Source organism: Paucibacter sp. KBW04 (assembly GCF_003852425.1).
GTDB lineage: Bacteria > Pseudomonadota > Gammaproteobacteria > Burkholderiales > Burkholderiaceae_C > Paucibacter_A.
On record NZ_QAJN01000004.1, the window covers coordinates 228,614 to 251,079 of the forward strand.

The following is a 22,466-nucleotide window of genomic DNA, read 5'->3' on the forward strand; positions in this document are numbered from 1 at the left end:
TCTCCTTCAAGGGTTTAGTAGCAATTAGTGGACGGACAAATCGTGATGGCTGGCTTTGACAATCGCCGCGCCATCCACGCTGGGGACTGGTGACTTCCTCGCCTCATTTCTGGCGGCGCCGTAAAAGCGCTTGTGCGCTTCGTAGGGAAACACATCGTGTACATGGCCGGCTTGGATGCGGGCCTTGTGCTGCTGCCAAAAGGCGGCGTCGAGCAGATCGGCGTGGTGGCGCATGAACAACTCGCGCACGCCGGGGTGGCCCAGCAAAAAGGGGCCGAAGGTCTCGGGGAAGACGTCGCGCGGGCCGACCTTGTACCAAATCTCGCCGGACATTTCTTCTTCCTCATTGCGCGGCGCGGGCACGTAGCGGAAGTTGCAGTCGCTGAGGTATTCGATCTCGTCGTAGTCGTAGAACACGACCTTGCCGTGGCGGGTGACGCCAAAGTTCTTCCACAACATATCGCCGGGGAAGATATTGGCGGAGACCAGGTCCTTGATGGCATTGCCGTACTCGATGACGGCGTGCTCCATCTGCTCGGGCGTGGCCTCTTGCAGATAGATGTTGAGCGGCACCATGCGGCGCTCGATGTAAACGTGGCGCAGCACCAGGTTGTCGCCGCTCTCATCCAAAAGGCTGGGGCAGAAATGGCGCAGCTCGGCCAATAACTCTTCGTCAAAGCGGTAGCGCGGGAAGGCGACGTTGCTGTACTCCAGCGTGTCGGCCATGCGACCGACGCGGTCGTGCTGCTTGACGAGCAGGTATTTGCTCTTGATCAGCTCGCGGCTCGTTTCCTTCTGCGCGGGGTAAAAGTCTTTGATGACCTTGAAGACGAAGGGAAAGGACGGCAGGTCGAACACCAGCATCACCATGCCCTTGATGCCGGGCGCGATGCGGAACTTGTCGCTGGAGTGGCGCAGGTGGTAGAGGAAGTCGCGGTAGAAGAGGTTTTTGCCCTGCTTTTGCAGGCCGAGAGCGGCGTAGATTTCCGAGCGCGGCTTGCGCGGCATCAGCGAGCGCAGGAATTGCACATAGGCGCTGGGTACCTCCATGTCCACCATGAAGTAGGCGCGCGCAAAGCTGAACAGCATCAGCAGATCGTCTTCGCCGAAGAGCGCCGCGTCGATATAGAGCATGCCGGTCTCGCCGTGCAAGAGGGCTAAGGCAAAGGCAGTCTCGTGAAAGCCGTTGATGATCTTGCCGACCAGGTAGGCGCCCTTGTTGCGGAAGAACAGGCTGGACAGCACCTGGATCTGGAAGTTGGTGCGGCGGCGGTAGTCGCCCATCTCTTGCTGCAGGGCGGCCATCACATGCTCGATGTCGCGGCCCAGGTCTTCAAACTCAAGGTCGAGCTGGAAGTTGGTGACGATGCGGCGCAGGGTCTCACGCAAAGAATCGCGCAAGGCCTCCTGCGAGCTATTCGGCGCGGGGTAGTAGGCGCGGAAGGTGGGTTTGGCGGCGGGCTCGTCGTTCTCGATGTACTCGGTGGAGACGGCCGGGCGCACGAAGATGAAGTCGTTATTGAAGTAGCTGTGATGCAGGATGCGGGTGCAGACCGAGTTGAAAAAAGTCTCGGCCAGCTCGGGCTGGTGGTGGTCTATCAGCAGGCCGATGTAGTGCAGCTTGACCTGCTGCCAGATCTCCATCGCCAGCTCGCTGGTCTGGAAGCGTTCTTCCAGGCTGGCCACGGTCTCGTCCACCCGCTTGTCGTAGAACTCGATGCGCTCGCGCTGCGCCGTTTGCTGGCCATGCCAGTCGGCCTGCTCAAAACGCTTCTTGGCCTCGGCGCTGGTGCCGCGGAACAAGCGGTAGTGCCGATTGAAGCCGCCCAGCATCGCTTTGGCGATTTCGAAGGCGCGAGGATCGGTCAGCTTCTGCGGGAACATCGGCAATCCAGGCTGGGCGGGTCAGGGATGGGCGCTCAGGCTTCCGAGCTGAGTTGAGTAAAGCGCGCCTGCTCATAGCGCTGTTTGACGGCGCGCAAGGCATGCTGAAAAGCGGGCGCCACTTCCTCGGCCGAGGCTGCCGTGATGGCCAAGTCTTCCAGCAAGCCGTTGTGCAGGCCGTAAACCCAGCCGTGCACCACCACCTCCTGGCCACGCGCCCAGGCGTCTTGCACGACGGTGGTTTGGCAGGCGTTGCGGGCCTGCTCCAGCACATTGAGCTCGCACAAGGCATTGACGCGCTGATCGGGCTGCAGCTGGTCCAGCCACTCTTGGTGATGGTTGCGCACGTCCTGCACATGGCGCAGCCAGTTGTCCACCAGGCCCACGCGAGAGTCCAGCAAAGCGGACTTGACGCCGCCGCAGTTGGAGTGGCCGACCACGATGATGTGCTTGACCTTCAAGGCATCGACAGCGAACTGCATCACCGAGAGGCAGTTGAGGTCGGAGTGCACCACCACATTGGCCACATTGCGATGCACGAACAGCTCGCCCGGCAGCAGGTTGACGAGGTCATTGGCGGGCACGCGGCTGTCGGCACAGCCTATCCACAGGTATTGCGGCGTCTGCTGCTCCAGCAGACGGCTGAAAAATCCCGGCTCACGCGCCTCGGTGTTGGCGGCCCATTGCTTGTTGCTGTCCAGCAGCTCTTGAAGATTGGTACTCATGTCTGAATTGTCGAGGGATCGGATGACGGCACGCTTGCGGCTTGGCGGTAAGCCGCCCAAACCACACGGTCAATCAAGCGGCCCGCTTTGAATGCACTTTGCGGCAAACGCGCCTCCAGCATGTAGCCCGCGCGGCGCGCCACCGCCTGCGAGCCTTGGTTCCAGGCAAAGATGGGGGCGTAGAGTCGACTCAGCTCGGGCTGCTCGCGCCAGGCCCAATCGCTTACCAGGCGCAGCGCCTCGCTGCAGATGCCGCGCCGCCAGAAGGCCTGGCCTATCCAATAGCCTACCTCGGCATTGCAACGCAGCCAGCCTGACTCGGGCCGCACGCCGATGCAGCCGATCAGCTCGCCGGGCGTGTCGGCAGATTCGATGGCCCAAACGAAGCCGCCCATGCGCCAGCCGCCACCACACCAGGCCTCGGCATCGGCCAAGGTGTAGGGGTGAGGAAAGCCTTCAAACAGATTGCGCCAGACGGCCTCGTCATCGGCATGGCGCTGCAGAGCGGGCGCATCGTCCAGACGCAGCTCGCGCAGGCGGCAACGCTGGCCTTGCAAGCCGGGTGGGCTGAGCAGCTTCTCGCTCATGCGGCGGCCCAGGACTGCAACAAGGCCAGCGAAACGCCGATGCCGCCGCAAACCTCGACCAGCGGGCGCTTGAACTCGGCCAGGGCCGAGGCGTGCACGCTCAGCGCCGCCAGGGCCGCGCCGCAAGCGGGCTCCACCATCACCCGCATGGCATCGGCAAAGCGCGCACAGGCCTGGGTGGCTTGGGCGTCGGTGACCGTCAGGCTGAGGGTGGGATGGTGTTGCGCCAGGCGCAAGGCCTCGTCGGCCACGCGGCGTGCACCCAGGGAGGTGGCGACTGAGGTGATGGCAGGCAGGGTGACGGCTTGCCCGGCGCGCAGGCTTTGACTCAGGCTGTCGGCGCCCAGGGTTTCGACGGCGATCACCGGCACCTGATGCAGGCCATGGCGCTGCAGGCCTTGCACGATGCCGCAGAACAGGCCACCGCCGCCGACGGCGGTGATGACGGCGTCAAAGTCCAGGCCCTCGGCGCGCACCTCATCGATCAGGGTCGAGTGGCCAGCCCAGAGCAAGGGATGGTCGAAGGGGTGGACATAGCGAGCCCCGCGCTCGGCCGCCAGGGCTTGGGCGAAGGCATTGGCTTCATCGAACACCGCGCCATGCCGCAGCACGGCGGCACCGCGAGCGGCGATCTTCTCGGCCACGGCGGCGCTGCTGCTCTCGGGCAGGACGATGGTGACGGCCAGGCCCAGGGCGAGTGCCGCGTGCGCGGCCGCAAAGCCGGCATTGCCGCCCGAGGCGCAGACGATTTCGCGCGCGCCCTCCGCCGCCGCCTGCTGCACCAGCCGCCCCACACCGCGCAGCTTGAAGCTGCCGCTGGGCTGCAGCGCGTCCATCTTGAGCCAGACCTCGGCCTGCGGAAACAGGCCGGGTGCGGCACGCAAAAGCAGCGTGTTGAGGTGCAGGGGCGCGGGGGCTTGGGTCAATTACATGGTCTCCGCAAAGAGTTCACGGCCAATCAACATGCGGCGGATTTCGCTGGTGCCCGCCCCGATTTCATACAGCTTGGCATCGCGCCAGAGGCGGCCCAGCGGGTACTCGTTGATGTAACCATTGCCGCCGAAGATCTGAACGCCTTCGCCGGCCATCCAGGTGGCTTTTTCGGCCGTCCACAGGATCACCGAGGCGCAGTCTTTGCGGACCTGGCGCACATGCTCGGCGCCCAGCAGGTCGAGGTTCTTGGCCACGGTGTAGGCAAAAGAGCGGCCGGCTTGCAGCACGGTGTACATGTCCGCGACCTTGCCCTGGATCAACTGGAACTCGCCGATGCTTTGGCCGAACTGCTTGCGGTCGTGGATGTAGGGAATGACGTTGTCCATCACGCTTTGCATGATGCCCAGCGGGCCGCCGGTCAGCACGGCACGCTCGTAGTCCAGGCCCGACATCAGCACCTTGGCGCCGCCGTTGACCATGCCCAGCACGTTCTCGGCCGGCACTTCCACATTGTTGAAGACCAGCTCGCCGGTGTGGCTGCCGCGCATGCCCAGCTTGTCCAGCTTTTGCGCAATCGAGAAGCCCTTCATGCCCTTCTCGATCAGGAAGGCGGTGACGCCACGCGCGCCCAGCTCGGGCTCGCTCTTGGCGTAGACCACCAGGGTGTCGGCGTCGGGGCCGTTGGTGATCCACATCTTGTTGCCGTTGAGCAGGTAGTAGCCGCCCTTGTCTTCCGCGCGCAGCTTCATGCTGAGCACATCGGAGCCGGCACCGGGCTCGCTCATGGCCAACGCACCGACATGTTCGCCGCTGATCAGCTTGGGCAGGTACTTGGCTTTTTGCGCCTCGTTGCCGTTGCGCTTGATCTGGTTCACACACAAATTGCTGTGCGCGCCGTAGGACAGGCCCACCGAAGCGCTGGCGCGGCTGATTTCTTCCATCGCGATCATGTGGGCCAAGTAGCCCATATTCGCGCCGCCGTACTCCTCGCCGACGGTGATGCCCAACACGCCCAGATCGCCCATCTTGCGCCACAGGTCCATGGGGAACTGGTCGCTGTGGTCGATCTCCGCCGCACGGGGCGCAATCTCTGCCTGCGCGAAATCACGCACCGCATCGCGCAGCGCGTCGATGTCTTCACCAAGTTGGAAATTCAAGCCGGGCAGATTCATGCGTGTCTCCAGAAATTATTGGGGTGAAATTATTGGGGTCAGAGTCAATTTTTTGGCCCGCAAGCGCGAGCCGAGCGGGCCGCTGGGGCGCCCCATCCTAGGCCTGTGAGCGCAAGACCGCAGGACAGGAAAGCCCTTGCCCGGCGCTCGCCTCACCTTTATGTGACGTTTACGTAAACGTCAACTGGCGTCGGATTCTAAGCCGACAAAGCCTGCCGGGGCCAAGCCGCGTCGGTCGCATTTAGGGCCTTGACTCATTCGCGATCTGGCAGCAAGCGGCGCACCAGCGGGTGCGAGATTTTCTTATTGGTGCCGATGGCGAAGTAATGCTCCTCCACCCCTTCGCAGACCCCCACCTTGCGCAGCTCGTAGCGGGCGGTGAGTTTTTCATGCATCAACTCGGCGGCGGGGAAGACGCCGAAACCGCCCGAACCAAAGGTGGCCAGCAAGGCACTGTCCTCAAACTCACCAACGATGCGGGCGCGTATGCCCTGGCGCTCCAGCCATTGATCCAGGCGCAAGCGCACCGCTGCCTGGGTGGTGGGCAAGAGCAGGGGCACATCGGCCAGGGAACGGGGGAAGTCTCTCGCCGCCGCCTCGTACAAGGCCGCCGGCGCATACCAGGCCATGCTTGAGAAGCCCAATGAATGGCTGTAGACCTTGAGGTTAGGGTTGGTGGGCGCGGGCCGGTCGGACAAGACTACGTCCAAGCGGTGCAGGGCCAGCTCGGCCAGCAGGCCTTCGAACTGATCTTCGTGGCAGAGCAGGCGCAGATTGGGCTCGGCATCGACGATGGGTTGCATCAGCTGGCGCACCGCCAGCTTGGGCAGGCCGTCCGAGATGCCCACCGCCAGGCGCACCACCGGTGAGCCCACGGCCTCGCGCAGCACAGCAGGCAGCTGTTCACCCAGCTGAAAGATCTGATCCGCCTGGCGCAGCGCCGCCACGCCGGCGTCGGTCAGAGCCACGCCGCGGCCGGCCGGTTTGAGCAGGGCAAAGCCCAGCGAGCGCTCCAGCTCGCGCACCTGGGTGCTGACCGTTTGCACCGCCATGCCTAAGCGCTCGGCGGCCTTGGACAAGCCGCCTTCCTTGGCCACAACCCAGAAGTAATAAAGATGCCGATAGCTGAAATCAAGACTCATGCCCGCTCCTTGCTGGCCTCCGCCGCGATTGGAATGCCCAATGTTTTTCGGAAGCGTCTATCACCCATTCTCTGCTTTTTCTTGCAGGCTTGCTCGCCTATCCTGCCCCCATTCACGAAATCTCTTTTCGTCCACCGTCAAAGGAATCGCTATGAGCCTGTACGACTCTTACCCCCGCCAAGACGCCAAGCCCGTCCAAGCCACGGCCCTGCCTTTTTCGCCCGAGGCCCAGCAGCAATACGGCATGCACGCCTCGCAGAGTGGCAGCCAAGCCCTGGCTCCGTCGGCCAGCCGCGTGCTGCGCAACACCTATGCCCTGCTGTCCATGACCCTGCTATTCAGCGCGGCCGTGGCCGCCGCTGGCGTGGCCTTCAAGCTGCCGGCGCCCGGGCTGATCATCACCCTGGTGGCCTACTTTGGCCTGCTGTTCGCCATCCACAAAAAGCAGAACAGCGGCGTGGCCGTGCCCCTGGTGTTCGCCCTGACCGGCTTTATGGGTTACTCCCTGGGCCCCTTGCTGGCCAAGTCCCTGTCCCTGCCCGGCGGCGCGCAGACCGTGATGCTGGCTCTGGCCGCCACGGGTGCCACCTTCCTGGCCCTGAGCGCCTGGGTGCTGAGCTCCAAGCGGGATCTGTCCTTTATGGGCGGCTTCCTGTTCGCCGGCATGGTGATCGCGGTGCTGACCGGCCTGGCCGCTGCCTTCCTGCAGATCCCGGCGCTGAGCCTGGCTGTGTCGGCCATGGTGGCCCTGCTGTCCGCTGGCCTGATCATGTTTGAGACCAGCCGCATCGTGAACGGCGGCGAGACCAACTATGTGCTGGCCACGGTGAGCCTGTTCGTCTCCATCTTCAATCTGTTCACCAGCTTGCTGAGCCTGTTCGGCTTCGGCAGCTCGGACGACTAAGAAAAGCAAGAACCGCGCGACGCCAAGCCTCCCCAGACATGCAGAGCTTTCTCGACCCCGCCATCCTGTTTTTTGTTTTTGGCATTTTGGCGGGGGCGCTGAAGTCGAATCTGGAGATTCCGGCCCCCATCTCGCGCTTTCTCTCGCTCTATCTGCTGATGGCGCTCGGGCTCAAGGGCGGCTTCGCCCTCGCAGAGTCTGGCCTGACGCGGGAAGTGGTATTGAGCCTGGGCCTGGCCCTGCTGCTGGCCGTGCTGGTGCCCGCCCTGGGCTATCTCGTTCTGCGCCGCCGCATCGGTGGCTTTGACGCCGCGGCGATTGCCGCCACCTACGGCTCGGTCAGTGCGGTGAGCTTCATCACCGCCACCCAATACCTGGGCAATCAGGACATCGCCTACGGTGGCCATATGGCGGCGGCCATGGCCTTGATGGAGTCGCCCGCCATCATCATGGCCGTGCTGCTGGCCAACTGGGTGCGCAAGAATCAGCGCCAGGCCGGCATGGCACCCTCAAAAATCAACGATGCCCCGCTGGGCAAGATCTTGCATGAGTCGCTGACCGACGGCGCGCAACTGCTGCTCTTGGGCGCCATGGCCGTGGGCCTGCTCACCGGTGATGCGGGCCAGGCGGCGCTCAAGCCCTTCTCCACCGATCTGTTCAAGGGCATGTTGTCCTTCTTCCTGCTGGACATGGGTTTGGCCGCGGCGCGCAATATGGGCGGCCTGCGCAATCAATCGCCCTGGCTGATCGTCTACGCCCTGGCCTCCCCCCTGCTGCACGCGGGCCTGGCCTTGGGCATGGCGGCGGCCCTGAACCTCTCGGTGGGCGACACCGCCTTGCTGATGGTGCTGGCGGCCAGCGCGTCGTACATCGCCGTGCCGGCGGTGATCCGGCACGCCATCCCCGAGGCCAACCCCTCGCTGTATCTGGGCATGTCGCTAGGCCTGACCTTCCCCTTCAATATCTTGCTGGGCATCCCGCTCTACACGGCGGTGGCGCAGCGAGTGATGAGCTGAGTCCGCGTCTCGCGACACGGAATCCGCCACTCGGGCGGATGCTCATGCCTGACTCACAGGCCGGCTGCGACACTGCGGCATGGCCTTAACAAGCTCCAAGACTCTCTTGCTGCGGCTGCGCACCACGCTGCTGGTCGCCTTGCCCGTCTATCTCTTCTTCTTGCCGATGTGGCTGGACCGCTGGGCCGCCCTGCTGCTGCGCATCGGTCTGCCCAGCTTGGCGGGGCTGGCGGCTTTTTGCATTGCCGAGCGCTGGCCACGCCGCTTGCCCCAATGGTTGGCGCGCTGGGCCTGGCAGGTGGGCGCGGTGGCCGTGGCGATTCCGCTCACGGTGCTGCTGTTCTACCAGCTGGCCTTCCCGGCCGAGGCCGGCCCTTTTTGGCAAGACCCCAAGCGGCTGGAGGCCGTGTTCGCCTTTTGCTTTCTGGGCACTTTGATCGGGCCCTGGGCGGCCATGTCCGCCCTGCTGCGCCAGCGCGACATCGCCATGCGCCAAGCCGAGCAGCGGCGCGGTGAGTTGGAGCGCCAGGTGCTGGGCGCCCAGTTGCAGTTGCTGCAAGCCCAGGTGCAGCCGCATTTTCTGTTCAACACCCTGGCCAATGTGCAGGCCCTGGTGGAAGACGGCTCGCCCCAGGCCGGCCCGGTGCTGAGCCAGTTGATCGCTTACCTGCGCGCCGCCGTGCCGCGCCTGCATGAGAGCCAGACCCGCCTCGGCCAGGAATTGGACATGGTGCGCGCCTACCTGGCCCTGATGCGGCTACGCATGCCGGATCGGCTGAGCTTCAACATCGAGGTCGCGCCCGATTGCGACACTCTGCTCTGCCCACCGCTGACCTTGATGACGCTGGTGGAGAACGCCATCCGACACGGCATCGACCCCAGCCTGGACGGCGGCCATATCGAGCTGCAAGTGCGCCGCCAAGGCGAGCGCTGCCTGGCCAGGGTCAGCGACAGCGGCGTGGGCCTACAGGCCCACAGCACGGGCTTGGGCACGGGCCTCAGCCGCTTGCGCGAACGCCTGGAGGCCTTGTTCGGCCCCGACATCGCCCTGCGCATCAGCGAGTTGCAACCCAAGGGCTTCGCGGTCGAACTCGAATGGCCGGCCCGCCGAGAATGAGCGCCATGAGCACCCCACCCCGCGCCCTGATCGCCGACGACGAACCGCTGCTGCGCGAGCGCCTGCAGCGCCAACTGGCCACTTGCTGGCCCGAGCTGCAAATCTGCGCCCTGGCCCGCCACGGCCTGGAGGCGCAGGAGATGTTTGAGCAGCAGCGGCCCGACGTCTGCTTCCTGGACATTCATATGCCGGGCCTGAGCGGCATCGAGCTGGCCCGCCTGCTGGCCGGCCGCACGCACATCGTCTTCATCACCGCCTACGACCAATATGCTTTGCAGGCTTTTGAGCGAGGCGCGCTGGACTATCTGGTCAAGCCTGTCGAGGCCGAACGCCTGGCCCGCTGCGTGGCCCGCCTGCGCGAACGCCTGGCCCTGAGCCCGGCAGCCCCGACCCTGGACGACGCCTTGTTGGCCCGCCTACTGCAGCAGCTGCATGCTCATTCACCCAGCCCTGCCCCGACCGCCCGGGCCGCCCAACCCGCAGCCCTGCGCTGGATCAAGGCATCGGTGGGCACGGTGCTGCGCCTGATCCCGGTGCAGGACATTGACTATCTGCGCTCCGACGAGCGCTACACCGTGATCGCCTGGCGCGGCGAGGGCGCGGGCCCGGCCGAGGCGGTGGTGCGGACGCCGCTGAAGGAGCTGCTCGCCCAGCTGGACCCGGCGCAGTTTCAGCAGATCCACCGCTCGGTCGCCGTCAATCTGGCCGCCGTGCGCCAGGTGGTGCGAGGCGCTAACGAGACGGCCGAGCTGCATCTCAAGCACCGGCCCGAGGTATTGCCGGTCAGCCGCAGCTTTGTGCATCACTTTCGCGCGGATTGAATAGACACTGGCGTCGAATAGGCCGTCGCTCATGTCGCCAAAGCCGCGTCTGATACGCGGCGCAATGGCGCTCACGGGGGTGACACGGCACAGTTCGTCTCACCCCAAAACCTGTGAGACAAACGTGATGAACCCCAGCCGGACTTACTCCCCGAACCGCCTGATCGGCGGCCTGATGCTGCTGAGCTTTGCCCTGGGCATTCTTTCCAACTTCGCCCTGCAGCCGCTGGCTTGGGGCAAGGCAGGCTTTCTGGCCGCGGCCGCCCCGCAAGGCGCAGCGATTGGCGGGGCGGTGCTGATGGATCTGACCCTGGCCCTGCTAGGCCTGTGGATCAGCGTGCTGCTGCGCCAGCGCTATGGCGATCGCCAGCCCTTGCTGACGCTGTTCTGCCTGGCCTTGTCTGCCGCAGAGCTGGCGCTCTGCCTGGTGGAAGGCAGCGCCCTGATGGCCATGCGCACACTCAGCGCCAGCTATCTGGCCCACCCCCAGCTGGCCGAGGCCTACACCCCGGCGGCGGATCTGCTGAAGGGCTTGCGCAACGGCTTCCACTACTCGGGCAAGGCTTTTGGCGGCCTGGGCCTGCTGCTGTTCTTCGTGCTGCTGGCGCGTGCCGCCGCCCTGCCACTAGCCTTGCTGGGTTTGGTGATGGCCGCCACCGTGCTGCAAATCGTCACCGTGGCCCAGGGCTTTGTCGGCCAGGAAGCGAACTTGCTGATGCTGGCGCCGCTGGGCCTGCTCTACCCGGTGGCGGCAGCTTGGCTGCTGTGGCGCGGCCTGCCCCGATAAATTACAGGAATCGTTCCAGCAATTTCTTCGAGCCCTTGTCCAGGGCGAAGCGATCGGGCACCAGCATCTGCAGGCCATGGCTGCTGGCGATCAGCAAACGGCCTTCGCCCAGGCGGCGGATGTCTTCCTCGGTACGCAAGATGAACTGCGTCTCGCCGCGGTCGGTCTCCACCGTCCACTGGCTGGGGGTAGAGAAGGTCGAGACCTTTTTGATGCGCTGGATGCTGGGCATGAAGTCGCGGCTGGCCAGCTCGCTCTGCAGCAATTCGCGCTCGGGCGCGGGCAGGGCCGAGAGCCGCGCCACCCACAGCAGCTCGTGGCCGTCCTGGCCGACCAGGGACACGCCCTCGTCGGGTGCCGAGATGGGGTGAGCCCGCACGGGCACGACGCCCTCGTGCACTTGGCCCTCGGTGTCGGTCAGCACCAGGCGGCCGAAGGTGTTGCGTTCCAGTTTTTGATAAGCGGTGATGGTCATGGTCGCGATCTCTGGCATTCAGGCGCTGGCGGTATGGGCCGACAGATTGGGCGGCAGCAGGGGCACTTCGTCCTCGGCATCGATGCGGCGGGCCTGCGCTTCGTACAAACGCCAGTAATGGCCACGCTTTTCCATCAGCTCGTCGTGCGGTCCGACTTCCACCACCTGGCCGCGGTCCATCACCACCAGGCGATCGGCCTTGCGCAGGGTGGACAGGCGGTGGGCGATGGCGATGGTGGTGCGGCCTTGCACCAAGTTGTCCAGCGCTTTTTGGATTTCCTTCTCGGTCTCGGTGTCCACCGAGGAGGTGGCTTCGTCCAGGATCAGGATGCGCGGGTCGATCAGCAGGGCGCGGGCGATGGAGATGCGCTGGCGCTCGCCGCCGCTCAGGCCCTGGCCACGCTCGCCCACCAGGGAGTCATAGCCCTGCGGCAGGCGCAGGATGAACTCATGCGCGTGAGCGGCGCGGGCGGCAGCGACGATTTCTTCGCGGGTGGCGTCCGGCTTGCCGTAGGCGATGTTCTCGGCGATGGTGCCGAAGAAGAGGAAGGGCTCTTGCAGCACCAGGCCGATGTGGCGGCGGTAGTCGGCCACGCGGATGCGGCGCAGATCCACCCCGTCGACGCGGATGCCGCCTTCGGTCACATCGTAGAAGCGGCAGATCAGATTGACCAAGGTGCTCTTGCCTGAGCCGCTGTGGCCCACCAAACCAATCATCTCGCCGGGCTTGATCTCCAGCGTCAGGCCACGGATGACGGCGCGGTTGCCGTAGCGGAAGCCGATGTCCTCGATCTGAAGGCCGCCCTGCACCTTGTTCAGCGCCACCGGGTTGGTGGGCTCGGGCACATTGGACTGATGGTCAAGGATGTCAAAGATGCGCTTGGCGCCGGCGGCGGCCTTTTGCGTCACCGAAACGATGCGGCTCATGGAATCCATACGACCGTAGAAGCGGCCGATGTATGCCAGGAATGAGGTCAGCACGCCGACGGTGATGTCTTGATGAGAGATCAGGTAGATGCCGTAGGCCCAGACCACCAGCAAGCCCATTTCGGTCAGCAAGGAGACGGTGGGGGTGAACAAGCTCCAGGTCTTGTTGAGCTTGTCATTGACCTTCAGATTGTTGTCATTCGCCTCCTTGAAGCGCGTCGCCTCGCGCTTTTCCTGGGCAAAAGCCTTGACCACGCGGATGCCTGGGATGGTGTCGGCCAGGACCGAGGTGACCTCGCCCCAGACCCGGTCAATTTTCTCGAAGCCAGTGCGCAGGCGGTCACGCACCAGGTGGATCATCCAGGCGATGAAGGGCAGGGGCACCAGGGTGGCCAGGGCCAGCCAGGGGTTGATAGAAAACAGAATCACCGCCGTCATGGTCAGCATCAGTACATCGGTGATGAAGTCCAAGGCGTGCAGAGACAAAAACACGCTGATGCGGTCGGTCTCCGAGCCGATGCGGGACATCAGATCCCCGGTGCGTTTATTGCCGAAATACTCCAGCGACAGCGAGAGCAGATGCTCAAAGGTATGGGTGCGCAAATCGGCCGCGATGCGCTCAGACACCAGAGCCAAGATATAAGTTTTGGCCCAACCCAGCAGCCAAGACACCAGGCCCGCGCCCAGCAAGCCGCTCAGATACATGGCAACCAGCCAGGGGTCGATTTTTTGTCCGGCCTGGAAGGGGATCAACACCTCGTCCATCAGCGGCCGGTAGAGGTAAGGGCCAACCAGGGTGGCGCCCGTGGCGCCCAACATCAGCAAAAAGCCCAGCAGCAGCTGGCCCTGATAAGGCCGGGCAAAGCGCCACAGGCGTAGCAGCACCCAGGTCGAGGGCGGGGTGTGCAGCTCGCGGGCGCAGGTAGGGCATTCCTCGCTCTCGGCGGGCAAAGGGGCTTTGCAGCTGGGGCAGAACTCCAGGTCCTCACCCTCGCCAGCGCCCGCTTCGGCGCGGCGCTCAAACGCCTCCTGAAAACGCTGGGCCTGCAGATTGATCTGCAGGGTGAAGCGCCAGAGAGCCAGGCGGCCCTGCTCATTCTGCAGCTCCAGGCTGCCGATGCCGGCGTGATCGCTGATGCGCAGCTCAGTCGTCGGTGTCAGTGCCCACTCACGCCATTCGCCCGTGGCCGGATCCCAGGCCAGCAAACGCTTGTTCGTCAGCGCCAGCAGGCCGGCGGCGAAGCGCATTTGTGAGTCGAGGTCAACCTCAAGATGGGCTTGAACGTTCTCTTCGCCAGACAAGCGCGCTTGCAAGGCGGTCCATTGCGGATGCTGGGGCGACGCTTCAACAGGATGATGATGGTGCATTGTGTTTTTGAGCCAAGGCGAAATAGAAGCGTTTTGGCGATGTTTGGTGCCGGATTTTCACTCATGCGCTTGTGCGCTCAGCGAATACAGCTGGATCTAACGGCTGGCTAACATAAAGCGTGCACAAAACCAACGCAAACAACTGCACCAACGGGCTTACGCTCTTGCAAGACCCGTACCGGGCGTAGCACGCTCCCGAGAGAGTGCATAACTGAGCGCACAATTGCGCCCTGCTGCGTCCCCTCAACGCCGATTTCGCAAATCCCCTCCAGGCCACGCCATCCATGAGCAAGAAAGAAGACATCAAGCTGTTGCGCATCAATTACCTGCGCGGTCCCAATATGTGGACCTACCGCCCGGTACTGGAGGTCTGGCTGGACCTGGGTGAGCTGGAGGACTATCCCAGCAATCTGCTGCCCGGCTTCACCGAAAGACTGACCACCGCCCTGCCCGCCTTGATCGAGCACCATTGCGGCGTGGGCGAACGCGGCGGCTTTTTGCAACGTTTGCAAGAGGGCACTTGGTGCGGCCATGTGCTGGAGCACATCGTCATCGAGTTGCTGAACCTGGCCGGCATGCCCACCGGCTTTGGCCAGACCCGCAGCACCAGCCAGCGTGGCGTCTACCGCATGGTCTTCCGCGCCCGCGACGAGCAGGTCGCCCGCTGCGCCCTGGCCGAGGGCCACACCCTCTTGATGGCTGCCATCAATGACGAGGCCTTCGATGTGCAGGCCGCCGTGGCCCGGGTGCGCGACAAGCTGGACGACTGCTACCTCGGTCCCTCGACGGCCGCCATCGTGGCCGCCGCCACCGACCGTCGCATCCCGCATATCCGCCTGAATGACGGCAATCTGGTGCAGCTAGGCCATGGTGCACGCCAGCGCCGCATCTGGACGGCCGAGACCGATATGACCAGCGCCATCGCCGAAGGCATTGCCGGCGACAAGGATCTGACCAAGACCTTGCTGAAGTCCTGCGGCGTGCCGGTGCCCGAAGGCGTGGCCGTCAAGACGGCCGAGGCCGCCTGGGAAGCCGCCCAGGACCTGGGCCTGCCGGTGGTCGTCAAGCCCTCGGACGGCAACCATGGCCGTGGCGTGACCCTGGACCTGCGGGTGCGCGAGGACGTGATGGCCGCCTTCAAGCTCGCCGAGGAGCATGGCAGCGAAGTGCTGGTGGAGAGCTATATCCCCGGCAACGAGCACCGCCTGCTGGTGGTGGGTGGCAAGGTGGTGGCGGCCGCGCGCGGCGATATCGCCACCGTCACCGGCGACGGCACCCAAACCGTGGCCGAACTGATCGATTCTCAAATCAACACCGACCCGCGCCGCGGCCTGACCGAGGAATTCCCGCTCAACCGCATCAATGCCCTGGAAGACGCCGTCATCCTGCTGGATCTGGAGCGTCAAGGCCTGAAGATTGACTCCGTCCCCGCCGCCGGCCGCCAGGTGCTGATCCAGCGCAACGGCAATGTGGCCATCGACTGCACCGACCAGGTCCACCCCGATGTGGCCCACATCGTTTCGCTGGCTGCCCGGGTCATCGGCCTGGACATCGCCGGCATCGATGTAGTGGCCCGCGACATCGGCCGCCCCTTGCAAGAGCAAGGCGGCGCCATCGTGGAAGTGAATGCCGGCCCCGGCCTCTTGATGCACCTGAAGCCGGCCGAGGGCATGCCCCAGCCGGTGGGCCAGGCCATCATCGACCATCTGTTTGCCGAAGACGAAAGCGGACGCATCCCCATCGTGGGCATCGCCGGTTCGCGCGGCACCCACACCATGGCTCGCATCGTCGCCTGGTTGCTGCACCTCAATGGCCGCCATGTCGGCCTGGCCTGCCGCGACGGCCTGTTCCTGGGCCCACGCCGGGTGGAGCGCAAGAACAGCGCGCGCTGGGATGCTTCACATCGCCTCTTGATGAACCGGGGCGTGGACGCCGTGGTGATCGAGAACAGCGCCGAATCGGTGCTGCGCGATGGCCTGGCCTATGACCGCTGCCAGGTCGGCGTGATCACCGATATGGGTGGCATCGCATCCCTGAGCGAGTTTGATGTGCACAGCGAAGATCAGCTCTACAAGGTCTTGCGCACCCAGGTGGACGTGGTGCTGAGCGAAGGCGCGGCCGTGCTGAACGCGGATGTGGCCCGTTTGCTGGACATGGCCGAGCTGAGCGACGGCGAGGTGATTCTCTACGCCGCGGATGGCAACTCGCCGGCCTTGGTAGAGCACCGCGCCAAGGGCGGCCGTGCCGTCTTCTTGCAAGGCGGCGCCGCCATGCTGGCGCAAGGTTCTTCTGAGACCGCAGGCGCCAACGTGGATGCCTTGCTGCGCCGCTTTGCAGCCAGCTCGGCCGCGACCAGCGCCGAGATCGACGCCTCGGTGGCCTTGGCCGCCGTGGCCACCGCCTGGGCCATGAACATCCCGCCCGAGCTGATCTCTGCCGGCCTGGACACTTTTGTGCCCGAACTCCAGGCCTGATCCAGCAGCGCCGCCCCGAACTCATCTCTCTCTCCCCCAAAAGAATCGAAAGACAGCAAACCATGGAAGTCTCTCGCACCCGTGCACTGCGTGGCCCGAATATGTGGAGCCGCCATACGGCCATCGAGGCCGTCGTGCATTGCCAGCCGCAAGAGCAATCAATGGCCGAGATGCCGGACTTCGAAGCCCGGCTGCGCGCGCTCTTCCCCAGCATCGGCGCGCTGCGGCCCGCCAGCGCCAGCCGCACGCCCATCTCCCTGGCCCATGTGCTGGAACAAGCCACCCTGGCCCTGCAGGCGCAAGCCGGCTGCCCGGTGACCTTCAGCCACACCCATATCACCTCCGAGCCCGGCAGCTATCAAGTGGTGGTGGAGTACAGCGAGGAAGACGTGGGCCGCCTGGCCTTCGAGCGCGCCTGTCAGCTGGTTGAAGCCGCGATGAACGGCGGCACGTTTGACGCCGACGCCACCCTGGCTCAGTTGCGAGAGCTGGACGAAGACGTGCGCATGGGGCCCTCGACCGGCTCCATCGTCAACGCCGCCGTGGCACGCGGCGTGCCCTACCGCCGCCTGACCCAGGGCAGCTTGGTGCAGTTCGGCTGGGGCGCCAAGCAGCGCCGCATCTGGGCCGCCGAGGTGGACGCCACCAGCGCCGTGTCCGAATCGATCGCGCAGGACAAAGACCTGACGAAACGTCTGCTGCAATCGGCCGGTGTGCCCGTGCCCATCGGTAGCCCGGTACACACGGTGGATGAGGCCTGGGCGGTGGCCCTGGACGTGGGCCTGCCGGTGGTCGTCAAGCCGCAAGACGGCAACCAGGGCAAGGGCGTGACGGTCAATGTCGTCACCCGCGAGCAGATGGAAAGCGCCTACAAGGCGGCCGAGGACATCGGCACGGTGATGGTGGAGAAATTCCTGCCCGGCAGCGACTACCGCCTGCTGGTGATCGGCGACAAGCTGGTCGCCGCCGCCCGCCGCGACCCGCCGCATGTGATCGGCGACGGCGTGCTGACCGTCAAGCAGTTGGTGGACAAGGTCAACTCAGACCCCAAGCGGGGCGATGGCCACGCCACTTCGCTGACCAAGATCCGCTTTGACGATATCGCCGTCGAGCGCCTGACCCAGCAAGGCCTGACGCCTGAGTCCGTGCCGGAAAAAGGCCGCCGCGTCATCCTGCGCAATAACGCCAACCTGTCCACCGGCGGCACCGCCACCGATGTGACCGATGACGTCCACCCCGATGTGGCCGCGCGCGCCATCGCCGCGGCCCAGGTCGTGGGCTTGCATGTCTGCGGCGTTGACGTGGTGGCCGAAGGCGTGCTGCGCCCGCTGGAAGAGCAAAGCGGCGGCATCGTCGAGGTCAATGCAGCACCTGGCTTGCGCATGCACCTGAGCCCCAGCTATGGCAAGGGCCGCAATGTGGGTGAGGCCATCATTGCCCATCTGTACGGCCATGGCCACAAGGGCGAGGACGGCCGCATCCCCGTGGTCGCCGTCACCGGCACCAATGGCAAGACCACGACCTCGCGCCTGATCGCTCACCTGTTTGCCACCTGCGGGCTCAAGGTCGGCATGACCAATACCGACGGCGTCTATGTGGACGGCCGCCAGATTGATAGCGGCGATTGCTCCGGCCCCAAGAGTGCCCGCAATGTGCTGATGCATCCCGATGTGGAAGCCGCCGTGTTCGAGACCGCGCGTGGCGGCGTCTTGCGTGAAGGCCTGGGCTTTGACCGCTGCCAGGTTGCCGTGGTGACCAATCTGGGCGCCGGCGACCACCTGGGCATGAACTTCCTCAATACCGTGGAAGACCTGGCCCTGGTCAAGCGCGTCATCGTGCAGAACGTCGCGCCCACCGGCTTTGCCGTGCTGAATGCCGCCGACCCCAATGTGGCCAGCATGGCCGCCACCTGCCCCGGCCAAGTCATCTTCTTCGCCGCCGACCGCCACCACCCGCTGATGGCCACCCATCGCGCCCAGGGCAAGCGCTGCGTCTATATCGACGGCGATATGCTGGTCGCGGCCCAGGGCTCCTGGCGCGAAAGCATTCCGCTGCGCGAAATTCCCATCACCCGCAACGGCGCCATCGGCTTCCAGGTCGAGAACGCCATGGCCTCGGTGGCCGCCGCCTGGGGCGTGGGTCTGGACTGGGACACGGTGCGCCGCGGCGTGGCCAGCTTCGCCAATGACGCTGACAACGCCCCCGGCCGCTTCAATGTGATGGACTATCGCGGTGCCACGGTGATCGCCGACTACGGCCACAACGGCGACGCCATGACGGCCCTGGTGGCCGCCGTGGAGGCTTTGCCGGCCAAACGCCGCTCGGTGGTGATCTCGGGCGCCGGCGACCGCCGCGATGAAGACATCCGCGTGCAGACCCAGATCCTGGGCGAGGCCTTTGACGAAGTCATCCTGTTCCAGGACGCCTGCCAACGCGGTCGTGAAGACGGCGAAGTGCTGGCCCTGCTGCGCCAAGGCCTGGAAGGCGCCAGCCGCGTCAGTCAGATTGAGGAGATTCGCGGTGAGTTCATCGCCATCGATCGGGCGCTCGAAAAGCTGCAGCCGGGCGACCTCTGCCTGGTCCTGGTCGACCAGGTTGAGGAAGCGCTCGCTCACCTGGCACAGCGCATCGCCCAAGGCTAAACGCCCGACTCAGGCGGCCTGAACCTGAGGCCTGGCCGCCAGCATCTCCCTGTTCATCGGGGTAAAGTTTTGAAAACAAGGGTTTCTCCCGCCCCCGTTTGTTGGGGAACTAGGGGGGTAAATTTTCAGACCTGCGGTCCATAATCAGTCCAGACAAGCTGGTGCAAGCCCTTTTGTCGGCTCATTTCGATTCGCGCTGCCAATCACCAATCGAGTGATGCGGTTCTTGGATTTCGAATTGCCCTTGCCGTTTGACGCAATGCCTGCGCCCCCGAACGGCTGACGATTTCTGTCACGTTTTCAGTGGAGATGCAACCATGATTAGATGCAATAAATTGGTTCAGGGTTTGTTGGCGGCAGGACTTGCCACAGCATTGTCAAGCGGAGCATTCGCCTCCATCACGGTCAAGGACGGCGTGGGCGGCACACTGGCCTCTGGCGTCACCGAATTTGACGAAAACTCTGCGGGCAGTGGAGTCATCATCGGCGGTGGCCCGGGCACACCACCAGTCGTGGGACAAATTCAAGACTTGTTGTATCAATCGAATGTGGTGGGCTTCACCGGCAGCTCATCTTCGGGCTTGAACAACAGCTTTGCTTCGGGTGGCTATGAGTTGACCTTGGTCGCGCATCTGCAACTCAAAGTCACCAGCGTGAACATGTTGGGTGGCGGAGCCTTTGTCGCGACTTTTTCGGCGGTGGCCGGAAATGCTGGCCTCTACTTTGACAACACCGCCCAAGGTGGCATGAAGTCAGACACGGCCTCGGGCAATGGCTTCGATGATGGCCGCCTGATCGGCATGTTCAATGTCCTGCCTGGCGGCGTATCGGCTTTCTACAGCCCCAACCCCGGCACAGGCATCGGCACTGCTGCCTTTGATTTCCAAACCGTCGGGATGGTCGACAGCAACTACCTGAGCAGCACCACGGGTGCCATCACAGGGATCAATTTCACGTCCAACCAAAGTCTGCCTCCCGGAACTTCGTTGGCTACGTCTTTCCACAACAACACGCCCAACAACTGGTCGGACCTCTATCCGACCTATGTGGTGGGTCAGAACGACGTGCTGCTCAAGGTGGACGGCTCCAACACCTTCACCACGGCGGTGCCTGAGCCCTCGACCTACAGCCTCTTGCTGGCCGGTATCGGTGCGCTGGGTTTCCTGGCTCGTCGTCGCCGCGCCGACTGATCGCCCACCAGCTTTCATCAGCCCAAACAAAAAGCAGCCGCAAGGCTGCTTTTTTTGTGCCCCACCCGGCTTCATCGGAGGCCGGGCGCAGAACGATTTCCGCAATGAGGCAGACAGCCCTCGACCAAGGACGGGGGCTGCTTTTTGCTTACTTGCTGCCGGGCAGCTTGCCGTCCACACCCTTGAGGTAGAAGTTGATGCCAGAGAGGAATTTGTCGTCCGCGACTTCATCCTTTTTCAGCACTTCCTTGCCGTCCTGGCCCAGCAGAGGACCCTTCCAGATGGTGTAGCTACCGTCCTTCAAACCGGCCTTGATCTTCTCGACCTCGGCCTTGACTTCCGCCGGCACGGTGTCGGCAATCGATACCAGATCAATCGCGCCTTCCTTGACGCCCCACCAGGAATGCTTGCCCGGGCCGGCCGTCCACTTGCCGTCCAGCGCCTCACGCACGGTGGCGATGTAGTAGGGCGCCCAGTTGATGACCGCCGAGCCCAGGTGAGCCTTGGGGCCGTAAGCCGTCATGTCCGAATCCCAGCCGAAGGCGTACTTGCCGTTCTTCTCGGCCGTCTGCAGCACGGCGCTGGAGTCGGTGTTCTGCATCAGCACATCGGCGCCACCATTGATCAGGGTCTGGGCCGCCTCGGTTTCCTGCGGCGGGTCAAACCACTTATTGACCCAGACCACCTTGACCTTGATCTTCGGGTTGCCGGTCTGCGCGCCCAGGGTGAAGCTATTGATATTGCGGATCACCTCGGGGATGGGGATAGAGCCCACCACGCCCAGGGTGCCGGTCTTGCTCATCTTGCCGGCGATCACGCCCGCCAGATAAGCGCCCTCATAGGTGCGCGAGTCATAGCTGCGCAGATTGTCGGCCTGCTTGTAGCCGGTGGCATGCTCGAACTTGACGTCCTTGGCGTCCGGCGCGACCTTGAGCATGGACTCCATATAGCCAAAAGTCGTACCGAAAATCAGCTTATTGCCTTGGCCCACCATATCGCGGAAGACCCGCTCGGCATCGGCCGCCTCGGGCACTTTCTCGACGAAGGAGGTGGAAATCTTGTCGCCGAACTCCTTCTCCAGCGCCTTGCGGGCGTTGTCGTGGGCAAAGGTCCAACCCCCATCGCCCACCGGGCCGACATAGGCGAAAGCGATCTTCAGCGGCTCGGCCTTGGCAGGGGCAGCCGAAGCGGCCGAGGCGGGCTGGGCTGTTGCCGCAGCATCTTCCTTCTTGCTGCAAGCCACCAGGGCGGCCGCGGCGCTCAGGGCCAGGCCGGAATAGCCGGCAAGCTTGAAGAGTTGGCGTCTAGTACTGAGTCGATTCATAGCTTCTCCTGTGGACGGTAGGACGATGAAATTGAAATAAGAAAAGAGCGGGCTCAAGAACCCGGAAAGAAAGGCTTGCCCAGCGAGGCCGGCATATTGGCGCGGATGAAGCTGGCGTTGCTGGAGATCAGCACCAATACCGTGATGGTGGCCAGATAAGGCAGCATGCTGAGGAACTGGCTGGCGATGGCCACGCCCTGGCCCTGCAGATGGAACTGCAGCATGGTGACAAAACCGAAGAGATAGGCGCCGGCCAGGATGCGCGCTGGTCGCCAGGTGGCGAAGGTCGTGAGCGCCAGCGCGATCCAACCCTTGCCGGCAATCATGCCCTCCACCCACAGCGGTGTGTAGATCACCGAGACGTAGGCGCCGGCCAGGCCGCATAGCGCGCCGCCCGCCATCACCGCCGCCAAGCGTATGCGCCGCACCGGGTAGCCCAGGGCATGGGCGGACTCGGGCGACTCGCCCACGGCTCGCAACACCAAACCCGAACGCGAGCGGTAGAGAAACCAGGCAATGGCCGCCGTCAAAAACATGGCGCCGTAAACCAGCGGATGCTGCTTGAACAAGGCCGGGCCCAGCAAAGGGATGTCGGCCAGGCCAGGGATCTCAAACGAGGCCCGTGGCCCCAGCTTTTCCTGGGTGTAGCGGATGCCGGCAAAGGCCGAAAAACCCGCGCCAAACAAGCTCAAGGCCAGGCCGGCCGCGTACTGATTGGTGTTGAGCCAGATCACCAGCAGGCCGAACACCGCCGCCATCAGCGCGCCCGCGCCCATGCCGGCGAGCAGGGCCAGGGCGTCGCTGCCGGTATGAAAAGCGGTGGCAAAGCCCACCATCGCGGCCACCAACATCATGCCTTCGGCGCCCAGATTGACGATGCCGGCCCGCTCGTTGATGAGCAGGCCCAGGGCCGCCAGCGCCAGCAAGGTGCCGGCACTCAAGGAGGCGGCGATCAAGAGTGCATGAGACTCCACGCGA

General features: G+C 64.3%; 18 protein-coding genes. 8 read left to right on the plus strand and 10 right to left on the minus strand.

Features of this window, described 5'->3' with window-relative positions:
• Nucleotides 1–24 precede the first annotated feature (24 nt).
• The 6 genes from aceK to DBR47_RS07195 form a co-directional block, all read right to left on the minus strand.
• Nucleotides 25–1,884, minus strand: coding sequence for a bifunctional isocitrate dehydrogenase kinase/phosphatase (aceK, locus tag DBR47_RS07170; RefSeq protein WP_124448390.1), 1,860 nt, complete (start codon nt 1,882–1,884; stop codon nt 25–27).
• A gap of 35 nt (nt 1,885–1,919) precedes the next feature.
• Entirely contained in the window at nt 1,920–2,609 is a 690-nt protein-coding gene (gene can, locus DBR47_RS07175) for a carbonate dehydratase (RefSeq protein WP_124448392.1), read from the minus strand.
• A complete protein-coding gene (locus DBR47_RS07180; RefSeq protein ID WP_124448394.1) occupies nt 2,606–3,196 on the minus strand; it encodes a GNAT family N-acetyltransferase in 591 nt (196 codons plus the stop codon). The genes can and DBR47_RS07180 overlap by 4 nt, the downstream gene beginning before the upstream one ends.
• The gene (locus DBR47_RS07185; protein ID WP_124448396.1) at nt 3,193–4,122 is read right to left on the minus strand and encodes a pyridoxal-phosphate dependent enzyme; all 930 of its coding nucleotides are present in this window, start codon (nt 4,120–4,122) and stop codon (nt 3,193–3,195) included. The genes DBR47_RS07180 and DBR47_RS07185 overlap by 4 nt, the downstream gene beginning before the upstream one ends.
• A complete protein-coding gene (locus tag DBR47_RS07190; protein WP_124448398.1) occupies nt 4,123–5,301 on the minus strand; it encodes an isovaleryl-CoA dehydrogenase in 1,179 nt (392 codons plus the stop codon).
• Nucleotides 5,302–5,555: 254 nt separating this feature from the next.
• The gene (locus DBR47_RS07195; RefSeq protein ID WP_124448400.1) at nt 5,556–6,443 is read right to left on the minus strand and encodes a LysR family transcriptional regulator; all 888 of its coding nucleotides are present in this window, start codon (nt 6,441–6,443) and stop codon (nt 5,556–5,558) included.
• Between the two features lie 244 nt (nt 6,444–6,687).
• Between DBR47_RS07195 and DBR47_RS07200 the strand changes: the two genes are divergently transcribed.
• The 5 genes from DBR47_RS07200 (at nt 6,688) to DBR47_RS07220 (ending at nt 11,088) form a co-directional block, all read left to right on the plus strand.
• Entirely contained in the window at nt 6,688–7,347 is a 660-nt protein-coding gene (locus DBR47_RS07200; protein ID WP_124448503.1) for a Bax inhibitor-1/YccA family protein, read from the plus strand.
• 38 nt (nt 7,348–7,385) lie between these two features.
• Nucleotides 7,386–8,363, plus strand: coding sequence for a sodium-dependent bicarbonate transport family permease (locus DBR47_RS07205; RefSeq protein ID WP_124448402.1), 978 nt, complete (start codon nt 7,386–7,388; stop codon nt 8,361–8,363).
• Nucleotides 8,364–8,442: 79 nt separating this feature from the next.
• Nucleotides 8,443–9,480 carry a sensor histidine kinase gene (locus DBR47_RS07210; RefSeq protein ID WP_124448404.1) on the plus strand — a complete coding sequence of 346 codons (1,038 nt, stop codon included), beginning with the start codon at nt 8,443–8,445 and terminating at the stop codon, nt 9,478–9,480.
• A gap of 5 nt (nt 9,481–9,485) precedes the next feature.
• A complete protein-coding gene (locus tag DBR47_RS07215; RefSeq protein ID WP_124448407.1) occupies nt 9,486–10,301 on the plus strand; it encodes a LytTR family DNA-binding domain-containing protein in 816 nt (271 codons plus the stop codon).
• Nucleotides 10,302–10,428: 127 nt separating this feature from the next.
• Entirely contained in the window at nt 10,429–11,088 is a 660-nt protein-coding gene (locus DBR47_RS07220; RefSeq protein WP_197046915.1) for a DUF4386 family protein, read from the plus strand.
• Nucleotide 11,089: 1 nt separating this feature from the next.
• Here DBR47_RS07220 and DBR47_RS07225 read toward each other — a convergent pair whose 3' ends face one another.
• On the minus strand, nt 11,090–11,563 hold the full coding sequence (locus DBR47_RS07225; RefSeq protein WP_124448505.1) for a DUF1854 domain-containing protein: 474 nt from the start codon (nt 11,561–11,563) through the stop codon (nt 11,090–11,092).
• 18 nt (nt 11,564–11,581) lie between these two features.
• Nucleotides 11,582–13,858: an ABC transporter ATP-binding protein gene (locus tag DBR47_RS07230; protein WP_124448411.1), complete on the minus strand. Its 2,277-nt coding sequence runs from the start codon at nt 13,856–13,858 to the stop codon at nt 11,582–11,584.
• A gap of 284 nt (nt 13,859–14,142) precedes the next feature.
• Between DBR47_RS07230 and cphA (DBR47_RS07235) the strand changes: the two genes are divergently transcribed.
• The 3 genes from cphA (DBR47_RS07235) to DBR47_RS24940 all read left to right on the plus strand — a co-directional run bounded on the left by cphA (DBR47_RS07235) (nt 14,143) and on the right by DBR47_RS24940 (nt 20,164).
• Nucleotides 14,143–16,332, plus strand: a complete 2,190-nt coding sequence (gene cphA / locus DBR47_RS07235; protein ID WP_124448413.1) for a cyanophycin synthetase — start codon at nt 14,143–14,145, stop codon at nt 16,330–16,332.
• Between the two features lie 62 nt (nt 16,333–16,394).
• Complete coding sequence (gene cphA, locus DBR47_RS07240; protein ID WP_124448415.1) at nt 16,395–18,974, plus strand: cyanophycin synthetase; 2,580 nt, start codon at nt 16,395–16,397, stop codon at nt 18,972–18,974.
• A 374-nt stretch (nt 18,975–19,348) separates the two neighbouring features.
• On the plus strand, nt 19,349–20,164 hold the full coding sequence (locus tag DBR47_RS24940) for a PEP-CTERM sorting domain-containing protein (protein ID WP_231512173.1): 816 nt from the start codon (nt 19,349–19,351) through the stop codon (nt 20,162–20,164).
• 148 nt (nt 20,165–20,312) lie between these two features.
• On the opposite strand, the gene DBR47_RS07250 is transcribed toward DBR47_RS24940, so the two are convergent.
• Together DBR47_RS07250 and DBR47_RS07255 are read right to left on the minus strand one after the other, a co-directional pair.
• Complete coding sequence (locus DBR47_RS07250; protein ID WP_124448417.1) at nt 20,313–21,488, minus strand: BMP family ABC transporter substrate-binding protein; 1,176 nt, start codon at nt 21,486–21,488, stop codon at nt 20,313–20,315.
• Nucleotides 21,489–21,541: 53 nt separating this feature from the next.
• The gene (locus DBR47_RS07255; RefSeq protein WP_124448419.1) at nt 21,542–22,462 is read right to left on the minus strand and encodes an ABC transporter permease; all 921 of its coding nucleotides are present in this window, start codon (nt 22,460–22,462) and stop codon (nt 21,542–21,544) included.
• Between the last annotated feature and the right edge of the window lie 4 nt (nt 22,463–22,466).

Excerpts from the sequence above, each read along its gene's own strand:
- DBR47_RS07195 (WP_124448400.1), bottom strand. The coding sequence starts at position 6,443 with ATGAGTCTTGATTTCAGCTATCGGCATCTTTATTACTTCTGGGTTGTG.
- DBR47_RS07190 (WP_124448398.1), bottom strand. The coding sequence starts at position 5,301 with ATGAATCTGCCCGGCTTGAATTTCCAACTTGGTGAAGACATCGACGCG.
- DBR47_RS07205 (WP_124448402.1), top strand. The coding sequence starts at position 7,386 with ATGCAGAGCTTTCTCGACCCCGCCATCCTGTTTTTTGTTTTTGGCATT.
- DBR47_RS07180 (WP_124448394.1), bottom strand. The coding sequence starts at position 3,196 with ATGAGCGAGAAGCTGCTCAGCCCACCCGGCTTGCAAGGCCAGCGTTGC.
- DBR47_RS07230 (WP_124448411.1), bottom strand. The coding sequence starts at position 13,858 with ATGCACCATCATCATCCTGTTGAAGCGTCGCCCCAGCATCCGCAATGG.
- cphA (WP_124448415.1), top strand. The coding sequence starts at position 16,395 with ATGGAAGTCTCTCGCACCCGTGCACTGCGTGGCCCGAATATGTGGAGC.
- can (WP_124448392.1), bottom strand. The coding sequence starts at position 2,609 with ATGAGTACCAATCTTCAAGAGCTGCTGGACAGCAACAAGCAATGGGCC.
- aceK (WP_124448390.1), bottom strand. The coding sequence starts at position 1,884 with ATGTTCCCGCAGAAGCTGACCGATCCTCGCGCCTTCGAAATCGCCAAA.
- DBR47_RS07225 (WP_124448505.1), bottom strand. The coding sequence starts at position 11,563 with ATGACCATCACCGCTTATCAAAAACTGGAACGCAACACCTTCGGCCGC.
- DBR47_RS07250 (WP_124448417.1), bottom strand. The coding sequence starts at position 21,488 with ATGAATCGACTCAGTACTAGACGCCAACTCTTCAAGCTTGCCGGCTAT.
- DBR47_RS07220 (WP_197046915.1), top strand. The coding sequence starts at position 10,429 with ATGAACCCCAGCCGGACTTACTCCCCGAACCGCCTGATCGGCGGCCTG.
- DBR47_RS07215 (WP_124448407.1), top strand. The coding sequence starts at position 9,486 with ATGAGCACCCCACCCCGCGCCCTGATCGCCGACGACGAACCGCTGCTG.
- cphA (WP_124448413.1), top strand. The coding sequence starts at position 14,143 with ATGAGCAAGAAAGAAGACATCAAGCTGTTGCGCATCAATTACCTGCGC.
- DBR47_RS07210 (WP_124448404.1), top strand. The coding sequence starts at position 8,443 with ATGGCCTTAACAAGCTCCAAGACTCTCTTGCTGCGGCTGCGCACCACG.
- DBR47_RS07200 (WP_124448503.1), top strand. The coding sequence starts at position 6,688 with ATGCACGCCTCGCAGAGTGGCAGCCAAGCCCTGGCTCCGTCGGCCAGC.